The sequence below is a fragment of the Flavihumibacter solisilvae genome (assembly GCF_000814475.1).
Classification (GTDB): Bacteria; Bacteroidota; Bacteroidia; order Chitinophagales; family Chitinophagaceae; genus Flavihumibacter; species Flavihumibacter solisilvae.
In genome coordinates this window covers 287096-299147 of sequence record NZ_JSVC01000009.1, presented here as the reverse complement: position 1 = coordinate 299147, position 12052 = coordinate 287096, and the positions used below count along the sequence as shown (strand labels likewise).

Annotated in this window: 9 protein-coding genes; 2 read left to right on the top strand and 7 right to left on the bottom strand. The window is 47.6% G+C overall.

The features are described 5' to 3' along the window. Positions 1–75: 75 nt before the first annotated feature. The 3 genes from OI18_RS23720 to OI18_RS24980 all read right to left on the bottom strand — a co-directional run bounded on the left by OI18_RS23720 (position 76) and on the right by OI18_RS24980 (position 2434). Complete coding sequence (locus OI18_RS23720; RefSeq protein WP_052273025.1) at positions 76–675, bottom strand: hypothetical protein; 600 nt, start codon at positions 673–675, stop codon at positions 76–78. Between the two features lie 167 nt (positions 676–842). Then, entirely contained in the window at positions 843–1490 is a 648-nt protein-coding gene (locus OI18_RS09320) for a DUF6624 domain-containing protein (protein WP_052273024.1), read from the bottom strand. 158 nt (positions 1491–1648) lie between these two features. After that, positions 1649–2434 carry a hypothetical protein gene (locus OI18_RS24980; protein ID WP_240312744.1) on the bottom strand — a complete coding sequence of 262 codons (786 nt, stop codon included), beginning with the start codon at positions 2432–2434 and terminating at the stop codon, positions 1649–1651. A gap of 814 nt (positions 2435–3248) precedes the next feature. Between OI18_RS24980 and OI18_RS09310 the strand changes: the two genes are divergently transcribed. After that, positions 3249–3827: a hypothetical protein gene (locus tag OI18_RS09310; RefSeq protein WP_039139237.1), complete on the top strand. Its 579-nt coding sequence runs from the start codon at positions 3249–3251 to the stop codon at positions 3825–3827. On the opposite strand, the gene OI18_RS09305 is transcribed toward OI18_RS09310, so the two are convergent. The 4 genes from OI18_RS09305 to OI18_RS09290 all read right to left on the bottom strand — a co-directional run bounded on the left by OI18_RS09305 (position 3824) and on the right by OI18_RS09290 (position 10618). After that, the gene (locus tag OI18_RS09305; protein ID WP_039139235.1) at positions 3824–5143 is read right to left on the bottom strand and encodes a TolC family protein; all 1320 of its coding nucleotides are present in this window, start codon (positions 5141–5143) and stop codon (positions 3824–3826) included. The two genes, OI18_RS09310 and OI18_RS09305, sit on opposite strands and share 4 nt — an antisense overlap. Positions 5144–5153: 10 nt before the next feature. Further along, the gene (locus OI18_RS09300) at positions 5154–8246 is read right to left on the bottom strand and encodes an efflux RND transporter permease subunit (RefSeq protein ID WP_039139233.1); all 3093 of its coding nucleotides are present in this window, start codon (positions 8244–8246) and stop codon (positions 5154–5156) included. 5 nt (positions 8247–8251) lie between these two features. After that, positions 8252–9328 carry an efflux RND transporter periplasmic adaptor subunit gene (locus OI18_RS09295; RefSeq protein WP_052273023.1) on the bottom strand — a complete coding sequence of 359 codons (1077 nt, stop codon included), beginning with the start codon at positions 9326–9328 and terminating at the stop codon, positions 8252–8254. 168 nt (positions 9329–9496) lie between these two features. Then, entirely contained in the window at positions 9497–10618 is a 1122-nt protein-coding gene (locus OI18_RS09290) for a 5-(carboxyamino)imidazole ribonucleotide synthase (RefSeq protein ID WP_039139231.1), read from the bottom strand. Between the two features lie 244 nt (positions 10619–10862). Between OI18_RS09290 and hppD the strand changes: the two genes are divergently transcribed. Next, positions 10863–11990, top strand: coding sequence for a 4-hydroxyphenylpyruvate dioxygenase (hppD, locus tag OI18_RS09285; RefSeq protein ID WP_039139230.1), 1128 nt, complete (start codon positions 10863–10865; stop codon positions 11988–11990). Positions 11991–12052 lie beyond the last annotated feature (62 nt).

Below are 12052 nucleotides of genomic sequence, written 5' to 3'. Positions count from 1 at the left end.
CTTTCAAAAGAAAATTGTGGTGGTTTTTTCGTCCACTCTAAGGTCGTTATACATAGGATACCTTGTTAGTGGCAGTCAATATTTTTCAGATTTCAATATTTCCAGGAGCTTCTCATTTTCGCCATTCGCTGCAATTATTTCCCCAATACGATGTGCGGTAAAGGCCAGAAGTGTTTTATTTGCTTGCTGTTCTTTGTTTTCTTTTTTGGATTTGAGGTTTCGATAGATATAGATAGGCGTTTTAATTAATCCCCATGGAATTCCCCACCAACCTAGCAGTGCAGTCGAGGAAATCGCATTTTCGTTCATCTTGTCGAGACAGGTTGGGCAAGCAACTTTTGGTCTTCTTTCAGAAGTTGTGAAAATTACAAAGCTTTTTACCGTGTGTATAACAGTTCCATTTAGTTTGTCGTTTTTTAATCCGCAATTTGGACATGGCAGATTTCTAAGTGTCTCTGCGTATTGAGTTAGTTCATCCAGTTCATACGTGGTATTTTGGGCAACTACCCCTTCAAGTAATTTAGTGCTAAGTTTTCTTTTATTTATCTCAGATCTTAAAATATCTGCTACCTCGGGTCTTAATCCAACAGCGTCTTGTGTTGCAATCCTAATAATTTCAGTATCGCTCATTAATTCATAATTAGATCTGATTTTATCTAAGTCAAGTTCGCTCATATGAATAGGTGTGTTTGTGTTTAGGGAATAATTGCCACTAACGTTAAGGTATTGCTGAAGGCCGGCCGTGCAGCAGCTTAAGCCGACTTAATGTTAGAAGGTGTTTTGCTTTCCGAAAATAAGGAATATTTATTCCGGCTTTTAGCAATACAATGTTAGCTGCGGTTTTACTCATTCTTAAGACCTAGCTCAAGGGCAAGTTTTGATACGTACATTTTATATTTTACTATGTCCCATTCAATTCCCAATTCAAGTAGATAAACTGAAATAGGAGGTAGTCCGACATTTGCTCGTCTGATATCTACATGCTCCGGGTCCCTTATAGGCATAACTTGATATGAATTGGAACTCATGTCCCACCGTATCTGACTTCCATAGATTTGATACTTACCCTGTTTTAAAGCAAGTCGATCTTCAAGAAGCGCAAAGCTACTTGCTTTTAATTTGCCAGATTCGACGGCTTTTTTCATTAAGTCAAAATATTTTTCCTGGACCGGCCTTTCAGCATGTTGAATTACGAGGAATAACGTTTGATTACCCTGGGCACCAATTTCGGCTGGTCCCAGCCATCCATACTTATCAAGTATAGAACCCACTTTTAGTTGATTAACGCTATCCTTCCTCCTGATCATTGATAATAGCATATTCATCTCTGTTGATTGACCGCCAAACTTTGCCTGAACTAACTGAAGCTGACTCCGACCTATCTGATCATCGTTGTGTATTGTGTCAAGCTGTTTAATAAGATGAGCACAACTCTGAGCTGTGCTATTAGTTGCAATGAATAGAAGACATATTATCCAGGAATGTTTCACAACAATGTAGAAAGTTTCACTCAAAGGAATCGCAGCTAACGTTTAGGGATTGCCGAAGGCGGGGAAATTCAGCACTACCGCTCAAATGAGTTACAAATGTTCATTGACATCCGCCAGCTTGATAGTATTGCATCAGCCCCGCTTTTGGCAATACCATGTTATAGCCAGTTTTTTAATTTATGCAATTGTTTGTTATAAATTCCTGGGTTCAAGACACTCTCTAAATCGTCAATTTTGAGTAAGTCGTGAATGGTATGTTCAATACATTCTCTCGTTAGTTCCTTTACAAATAAATCAGGTGGCGTTTGATATAATCCGTTTAGATTTTGTCCTGTTTTCTTGTTGTCGTTAATTACTGTTTCTAAGAATTTGTATGTCCAAACATTTAGTCCATAATGTCGCCCGTCTTCTAAGTCAACATGAATATTGCAGAACTCGTTTTCAATTTTCCAATTAATCGGGTCAACTTCTTCAAATTCTAACCACAGAGTAAACTTCGGGTTCTCTGTTTTTATTCGGTTTAATTTATTATAGAGTTTTCTTAGTTCATTATTATCAGTCCAGCCTTCACTCTCAGTCATTGCAATGATCAAATAATTCTTTGCTTCTTCAATGGTGTTCGCTTGTCCCATTACGACAGCGTAGTTCCAAGGGCTTTGTTCTTCAGTCATTTTATACTCAAACTGAAACTTTTTGTCCCCAATACTATTAACCGTCACAAACCATCCGTCTTCCCAATTGTCCGTAGCTTGTATTACAAGTGAATAATGTGAAGTCACACCATAAAGTGTTGTAATTGGGAATGTTTCGTTCACCATCGAAATAAAAGCCCGCATAGTTTTTCCAATTACCTGTTCAGCAACAGTCGCTTTTTCACTTGTCAATTCGATGTAAAATTCGTCTAGTGTTTGACTCTTTTGGTCTGAACTTCTGATTATTGGCATACTGTCGTTCTAAAATTGGCTATAACGAATGTATTTACGAATTAGCCGAAATTCAAATTTCCCCAATTCATTGCTATTCAACATGAAATGTTTTCGCTATTGGTATTGCGAAGTTTCGCATATGATAGCTGGAGAATTAGTGAATGCTTCGCCTGCTCACTCACACGGATCTTTTTTAAGAAAGTTGTGCGGATAAGGTTAAGGTGTTGCAGCGGTTAATTCGCGTAGGGAAAATATACCAGGATAAGGGAATTTGCAAATGCGGATAGCAGAAAGTATCATCATTTTTTCCGTTTTTCGAGTGCCCACGGAAAGGCGTTTCGCCTGTTTCATGGCCAGATTTGGAATATGGGAGATTAAGGAGCCATCTTTTTTACCCCATCTTATTGACCTACAAACGACCACTTGCGCCGTTTAATCGCCCGCTTACGCACTATTTTGTCTGGAGACAGGCCAAAACTTGGAAATGTCATTCCATGTGTTTAAACTTACCCGGCAAAAAAAGTCAAAATGCATTTTTCAACCCAGGTTAAAAATCGGAAATGTAGTATAAGGCTAAAGTGGGGCTGCGCAAGGAGGAAACAGGAAACGGGAACAAGTCTCGTAGAAGCCGGCCACTGTCGGGCAGGGCGCATGCACGGAGAAAGCACGGAGGATGCAGACTAGCAGACCCTTTCCAGGCCCTTTGCAGACCCTTTGCAGGCCCTTTCCAGAGAACTGCCGTCTTTTCGCGGAATAAAGACCGTTGGGAAGGAAGATGAAAAATGAAACTGATTAATCCAGATATTCTTTCAAAACCATTTTAAAACCAACCATGGCAAAACTTAGTAAAAACATGCTCATGTATGGAGCTAACGGTGGACTGGGAAACTATTTTTATACTAAACAATGGAAAGGTGAAACTATCGTCTGCATGCGCCCCCGCAAAAGACCTGGTCCGGGTACCCCCGCCCAGCAAAGGGCGCGGCAAATGATGGCCGAAGCGGACATCTATGCACGGAAAGCATTGGACGACCCCAAACTCGCCCACTTTTACGAGGAGGGAGCAGCAAAAAGAGGCAGCAAGCTGAACGCACACAACCTGGCGGTAAGAGACTTTTTTGGTAAGCCGGAAGTTGAGGACCTCCGGATCAATTTATATTCCGGGAAGCCGGGAAACGAAATCATTATTGACGTGGATGATGACTTCATGGTTGCCGGGGTATGGGTTGCTATTTATAATTCCACCGGCACACTCGTGGAAGAAGGCCCCGCAACTGACAAACAACACGGCTGGGTTCGCTGGAAATATATTGCCACTGAACTTAATACCCCCGAAAAGGGCAGCCGCATTGTCGCAACTGCGTATGACCTTGCCGGTAATTCAACCAGCCTTGAGGCAATTGTCGATTAACGGATCAGCTCGCCCTTCAGGCGCATCAGTTCCACCTCTGCAACTTTTGCATTGAATCGCGCTGCGATCAGTCGGTTGTAGGCATCGTTCAGGCTGATCTGCGCTTCACGCAACTCTATGTAGGTGCTCACTCCCTGCTTGAACCGCTCGAGCGCAATGAACACGTTTTCCTTGGCCAGCACGATATTATCGTCTTCCAGGTCAAGGTTCCTCTTCTGCAGCTCGTAGTCGCGGAAGGCATTGTTCACCTGCACATCCAGCAACGTACGCTGGTTGTCGAACAGGATCTCCTGCTGCATCACGTCAAGCCTGGCCTGCTGCTGCAGCCGCTTTGCGTTGAAGCCATTGAAGATCGGGATCTGCATGCTGAAGCCGTAGTTCAGTCCGCTGTTCTGGTTGAACAGTGGCGTAAAGTTGTTGATCACCGCCTTATTCTCGTTACGGCTGAAATTATATGCCGAGTTGAAACTCACCACGGGGAAACGGTCGCCGCGACGCTCCTTGTAGATCAGCTCTGCAATGGAGATATTCTTTTGGGCGATCAGCAGCTGCGGGTTCGTTTTCTCCAGGTTATTGCGCACATTTTCAAGCGTAAGATCCTGGTTAATGGGAATGCTATCCAGCACATCGTAGTGGGCGCTTTTGTCCAGCCCGATCAGTTGGTTCAGGGTCTCCTTCAACTGGGCAATCAGTGTGTTCTGTTGCAGCTGTGCCGCCGTAAAGGCGTTGAGATCGACCTTCGCCTGCAACAGTTCGGGTTTCGCACCGAGACCCACACTCAGCTTTTTGTCGGCCAGCTTAACCCTTTCCTCACTGATGCTCTTCTGCTCGATGATGGCCTGCAGTTGCTGCTTCTGGCGCACGATCCCATAGTAGTTCGTCACCACTTCCGCAACGGTATTCACTACCTGGTTCTTAACGCCAAGTGCACCGAGTCTTTCCAGTTCGGCTACCCGCTCACGGGTGGCGAACATTTTCAGTCCGTCGAACAGTGTCCAGTTCAGGTTGATCGATGACTGTAAAACATTTGATTTCAGTCCTGACGTATCGCGTTTGGTCCCATTTGCCAATTCCTGTTTCTGGGCATTATTATTCCAGACCTTCGACGCGGTTGCGTTTAACCGCGGTGCATATGCCCAGTTCGCGTAGGAATCATCCAGTGCAAACGACGCTGAGTCATTCCGCGCCAGCCGGATATCATAGTTGTTCTTTAATGCAAGCACAATTGCCTCCTCGAGGCTCAGCAAATCCTGCGACCTTGCGGTACCTGCAAGCGTCAGCAGGACAAAAAGAAGGGATCCTATTTTGGGTTTCATAAAATTACTTTTAGGCCGATACAGGCACCGTTATTACTTCGTCCAGTTCACTGTGGGCCTTCTTCTTTGAAGAAAGATAGGAATACATCGCCGGAATCACGTACAGCGTAAGCACAAGCGAGAACATGATACCGCCTACGATCACGATCCCTAAGGGAATCCGGCTGGTTGATGCTGCGCCGAGAGACAATGCCAGTGGCAACGCGCCAAGTGACATGGCCAGGCTGGTCATGAGAATCGGTCGCAGCCTGCTTACTGCCGCGTCGATCACAGCCGGACTCTTTGCAACTCCTTCCATCCGTTTATGGTTGGCGAATTCCACGATCAGGATCCCGTTCTTCGTAACGAGACCGATCAGCATGATCATTCCTATCTGGGAGAAGATATTGAGCGTTTGATCAAAGATCCACAACGACAACAGCGCACCCGCAATGGCCAGTGGTACCGTGATCATAATGATCAGCGGGTCAATGAAGCTTTCGAACTGCGCGGCAAGGATCAGGAAGATCAGTCCCAGTGCCAGCAGGAACGCAAAGCTGGTATTGCTTGAACTTTCCGCAAAATCGCGTGAAGATCCAGCCAGTGAAGTGGAGAAGCTTTCATCCAGCATCTTGTCCGCTATGCTTTGCATTTCTTTAATTCCGTCACCAATGGTCTTTCCTGGCGCGAGACCCGCGCTGACTGTTGCTGATTTATACCTGTTGAAGTGGTAAATGGTAGGAGGGGTGGTTTCCTCTTCAAACGAAACAATATTGTCGAGCGAAATGATCTGCCCGCCAGCACCTCTCACATATACCGTTTTCAGGTCAGTGGGTTCATCGCGGTCGCTTCTTGCGAGCTGGCCGATCACCTGGTACTGTTTGCCGTTCCGGGTAAAATATCCCAGCCTGCGGTTACTCAGTGCGAGCTGCAGGGTCTGTGACACATCTTCAATGGACACACCAAGCTGGCTTGCCTTGAGGCGATCGATATTCACCCGGAGCTCCGGTTTGTTGAACTTTAAGTCCACATCCACGCCCTGGAAGATCGGGCTCTTGTTGGCCTCATCCATGAATTTGGGAAGCACCTCGCTGATCTTGCCGAAGTTCACGTTCTGGATAACGAACTGCACGGGCAATCCACCCCGGCGGTTAACCGAAATGGTCTGTTCCTGCATGGCGAATGTCCGTCCCTCGTTGAATTTCGGCAGGTTCCTGTTCACCATATCCACAACTTCCTGCTGACTGCGTTCCCTTTCTTCGGGGTCAACCATCAACATCCGGAGGAAGCCGGTATTCACAGAGCCAGATCCGGTAAAGCCAGGTGCGGTCACCGTGATCATCACTTTCTTCTCAGGAACGGAATCAACGATGAACTGGCCGATCCGGTCCACATATTTATCCATGTAATCGAACGAAGTGCCTTCCGGTGCAGTGATCGACAACCTGAACTGGCTTCGGTCTTCCATCGGCGCCAGCTCCGACTGCATATTTTTGCCAATAAAATAAATGATGGCGAAACAAGCGGAGATCATTACGAATGCCAGCCAGCGCGCCTTCATGAATGCCGTCAGTGTTCTGCGGTAGCTTTCCTCCATCCAGCGGAAGAAGGGCTCTGTCTTAAGATAGAACCAGGAATGCTTGTGCACTTTCCGGGTCAGCTTCACGTTCAGTACCGGCGTCAGGGTCAGCGACACAAAGGCGGAGATCAATACCGCGCCTGCTACCACGATCCCGAATTCCCGGAACAGCCTGCCCACGAATCCCTGCAGGAACACGATCGGCAGGAATACCACCGCAAGTGTGATTGAAGTCGCAATTACCGCGAAATAAATTTCTTTGGAACCTTCCTTGGCGGCCTGCCACTTGTCCATTCCCTTCTCCATCTTCTTGAAGATGTTCTCGGTCACCACGATCCCGTCATCCACTACAAGTCCCGTCGCCAGTACGATCGCCAGCAAGGTCAGTACGTTGATCGTAAACCCGAACAGGTACATGATAAAGAAGGCACCTATCAGTGAAACCGGGATATCGATCAGCGGGCGGATGGCAATGATCCAGTCGCGGAAGAAGAAATAGATGATCAACACCACTAGTACGAAGGCAATGATCAGCGTTTCTTCCACTTCTAAGATCGACCGCTTGATGAATTTCGTCTGGTCGAGCGCAATATCGAGTGTCAGGTCATCCGGCACTTCTTTCTTGATCTGTTCGTAGCGTTTGTAAAATTCATCGCTGATGGCCACATAGTTTGATCCGGGCTGCGGAATGATCGCCAGCGCGATCATGGGGATCGTGCTTTCCTTCAGGATCGTTTCTTCGTTCTCCGGACCCAGCACCGCTTCACCGATATCTTTCAGTTTGATATCGGCGCCGTTCACATTCTTAACTATGATATTGTTGAATTCCTCTTCTGTATTGAGCTGACCGAAAGTGCGCACCGAAAGTTCGGTCGCGTTCCCGGCAATTTTACCGGAGGGAAGCTCAATATTCTGCGCGCGTAATGCCGTCTGCACATCACCGGGAGTAAGGCCGTATGCCGAAAGCTTCGCGGGGTCGAACCAGATCCGCATGGCATATTTCTTTTCCCCCCAGATCTGGATGCCGCTCACGCCGGGAATGGTCTGCAACCTTTCCAGCAGGTTGTTGGTGGCATATTCTGTTACCTGCAACTGGTTGCGGGTGTTGCTCTGCACAGTCATTGCCAGGATGAAGTCGGCACTCGCATCGGCCTTTGCCACTACTGGCGGCGCATCAAGATCTTCAGGCAGCGAACGTACTGCCTGCGATACCTTGTCACGCACATCATTGGCGGCAGCTTCGAGGTCGATGGACAGGTCAAATTCAACCGTGATGCTGCTGGAGCCCTGGCTGCTGCTCGAGGTAATATTCTTTACACCGGCGATCCCGTTGATGGATTTCTCCAGCGGCTCGGTAATCTGCGACTCAATGATATCCGCGTTCGCCCCAGGATAGGAGGTACGCACGTTCACGATTGGCGGGTCAATAGCGGGATAGTCCCGGACGCCAAGGAATTTATAACCAATAAGACCGAAGACGATGATGACGATGTTCAGCACGATCGCCAGCACCGGCCGCCTTAAGCTCAGTTCTGAAATATTCATGCTACTTAATTCAGTTTGGTAATTTCTAGTTTCCCTTCCGGTTTAATGGATAAGAGGCCGGTTATTACAACGGTATCGCCCTTCTGGATACCCGATGTGATCTGAACATAGGTCGAATCGCGTACGCCCGTAGTTACGGTTTCAAATTTGGCAGTTCCGCCCCGGTACACGATCACTTTTTTATACCTCGCCTGCGGTATCACTGCCTGCGATGGAATCATGATGGCGTTGTCGTCTTTCCCGAAATCGAGCTGCACTTTCGCAAACGCACCAGGAATGAGCTGCGCTGCCTTACCCTGCACTACCGATCTTACTTTCAGGCTGCGGGTGTCTTCCGTAACCGCTTCTTCTGTGGCTATTACTTTCGCGAAGATCGGCTTGCCCAATCCCTCAACAGTGAACTGTACCTGTTTGCCAGCGCTGATCTTGCTGCTGTATTTTTCAGGAACTGTGAATTCCAGTTTGAGTTGTTCTTCCTGGCGGATAACCGTGATCAGGGTAGCAGGGGTAACGTATGCGCCCATGCTCACATTCCGCAGCCCGATCCGCCCGGCGAACGGTGCCCTGATCTCTGTTTTGGCAATGGATGTGCGGATCAGCTCCATATCGGCTTTGATATTGTTCACCTCTAATACGCTCAAATCATATTCCTGTTTGCTGATCCCGTCGATTTTTAACAGCTCAGCCTGGCGCTGTGCAGTCTTTTCATTCATCTCCAGCTGCACCTGCAGTTTTTTTAATTGCGCCTGCAGGTCGCCGTCGTACAGCTTCACCAGCAATGCACCCTGCGGAACAGATTGACCTTCCCTTATATTAAGCTGTGTGATACGGCCGGAAACTTCGGGACGCAGTTCTGTTGATTCAAAGGGAATAAGACTTCCCGGTACTTCCAGTTTTTCACTCACACTTGCCTCTTTTACCAGGAAAGCTTCGACCCGGGTCGGCTGGTTGCCGCCACGTGGACCAGCACCGGGTGCCGGCGGGCCGATTTTCTTTTCACCATCTGCTTTGCAGGATACCAGTCCGATGACGCCTAACGCAATCAATGTAACGGAAGAGCGGAAATAACTTGGAAGGAACATGAGTGAATTAACTTGTTTAAGGTTGGAACAATGGTAAAATTAACAGATTTCGAAAAGCTATTGTTTTCCGTTTTTAACCATTTCGGGTGGAAACTGCAAATTGCCCCGTTCCACTTTATAAGTGGTGACGGGGGTGTATGAGTGGAAAGTATAGATGTTGGATTTTTATCAGGCGATGACTTTCAGCACCCGCTTCACATGGTGCGCCCTTCTCACAAGGTCATGCCGGTCTTTCCCGATGATGGTCACATGCCCCATCTTCCTACCCGGACGTGTTTCCTTTTTACCATAAAGGTGAACATATACATCTTCCATGCCCAGGATCTCTTCGAGACCCTCGTATTTGGCCGGACCGCTATGTCCCGGTTCGCCGATAAGGTTCACCAGTGAAGAAGAGAGAATTGCTGCGGTGCTTCCAAGCGGGTAGTCCAGCATGATCCTCCACAGCATATCATACTGAGAACTGTAATGCGCTTCAATGGTATGGTGACCGCTGTTATGTACGCGTGGGGCAGTTTCATTCACCAGCACTTCGCCATCCTTGTCGAGGAACAACTCCACGGCAAAGATCCCGGGTGAGTTCAATGCCTTGGCAAGTTTCAGGGCGATGGCTTCCATACGCCACAGGACTTTATCTAACAGGTCGGCAGGCGAGATCTGGTAATCAAGCAGGTTGAGGTAAGGATCAAAAACCATTTCCACCGGCGGGTAAATAACGGTCTCACCCTTACGGTTAATGGCAATAATTATGGCGATCTCCTTATGGATGGCGATTTTCTTTTCCAGCACACTGGGCGCGTCGAAGCCGAGTGCAAGTTCATCAGGCCCGTGCAGGATCTGCACACCTTTCCCATCGTACCCGCCTTCGCCGAGTTTTTGTGCAGCGGGAAGAAAGGAAACATGATCGCTGAGTTCGTGCCTGCTGTTCACGGTTACGAAAGGCGCGGTGGGAATCCCATTATGCTGGTAGAATTCTTTCTGGAAGACTTTATTCTTGATGATGCGCAGTGCCGCGGGACGTGGAAAAACATTTACACCTTCGGCTTCAAGTCGTTCAAGTGCTTCAACATTTACCGATTCGATCTCGATCGTAAGCGCGTCAACCTGCTTCCCGAACCGGTATACATCATCATAATTGCGGATGTCACCTTTAATGAAGTGGTGACAAAGGTGTGCGGCCGGGCATTCAGGGTCATTTTCCATTACCCATGTATCAACGGGGTAATTTGCTGCTTCCTGCAACAACATTCTGCCTAACTGTCCACCACCCAGGATTCCGACTTTTTTCATGCAGCAAAAATAGGGTTCGCAACTGCTTTTCGGACATATCAGTTTATATTTATCTTTGTCAAATGGCGCCCGACTACGCACATAAATTATTCAATGACCTGAGACAGCAATATTTTTTGCTGATGGAATCACTGGCGATGGATTCGAAGCTCACCTTTTCTCCATTCACTTATTGACCTGATCAATTATCGGCTTATCGTAGTAAGTCCCGATATTCCTAATTCCATCAACTCAAAACTCTCGTATGCCTACCATATTAGACAAATTGAAATCGCATTCCACCACAGATTTCCTTCCCCTCGAAGGAACAGATTATGTTGAATTCTACGTCGGCAATGCAAAACAGGCCGCATATTTTTATAAATCAGCATTTGGTTTCCAGAGTCTTGCTTACGCAGGACCGGAAACGGGCATGAAGGATATGGCAAGCTACGCAGTGCGCCAGAACAAGCTGACCTTCGTCTTCACCACGCCGCTCCGGAAAGGCAACCCGATCGCAGATCATGTGTATAAACACGGTGATGGTGTGAAGGTGCTGGCATTGCGGGTCGATGACGCGCGCTATGCTTGGGAGCAGACAACCCAGCGCGGTGCACAGAGTTTCATGGAGCCAAAAGCCCTCACCGACGAATCGGGCGAGGTAGTGATGAGCGGAATCCACACCTATGGCGATACCGTGCATCTTTTCATTGAAAGAAAAAATTACTCAGGGGCTTTCATGCCCGGTTACCGCAAGTGGGAGAGTAAATTCAATCCGCCTGATACCGGCCTGCAGTATGTCGATCACTGCGTGGGAAATGTGGGCTGGCACCAGATGGATCGCTGGGTGAGTTTCTATGAGAATGTACTTGGCTTCAAGAACATCCTGAGCTTCGACGACAAGGATATTTCAACAGAATATTCTGCGCTGATGAGCAAGGTGATGAGCAATGGAAACGGGTTCGTAAAATTCCCGATCAATGAACCCGCCGAAGGCAAGAAGAAAAGCCAGGTGGAAGAATATCTGGAATTCTACGAAGGCGAAGGATGCCAGCACGTTGCCCTCGCAACAAATAATATACTGGAAACCGTGACAGCCCTGCAGGACAGGGGAGTGGAGTTCCTGAAAGTGCCTTCATCTTATTACGATGACCTGCTCGACCGCGTAGGCAAAATCGACGAAGATGTGGAACCGCTTAAGGATCTGGGTATCCTGGTCGATCGTGATGAAGAAGGTTACCTGCTGCAGATCTTCACCAAACCGGTTGAAGACAGGCCCACACTTTTCTTCGAGATCATCCAGCGGAAAGGCGCAAAAAGTTTCGGCAAGGGAAACTTTAAGGCCCTGTTCGAGGCGATTGAGCGTGAACAACAATTACGTGGAAACCTGTAGGTTAGTCACATCGGGGGATATTTAATTGAGCAAAACCGGAGAGTTTGTACTATTTTAGTGCA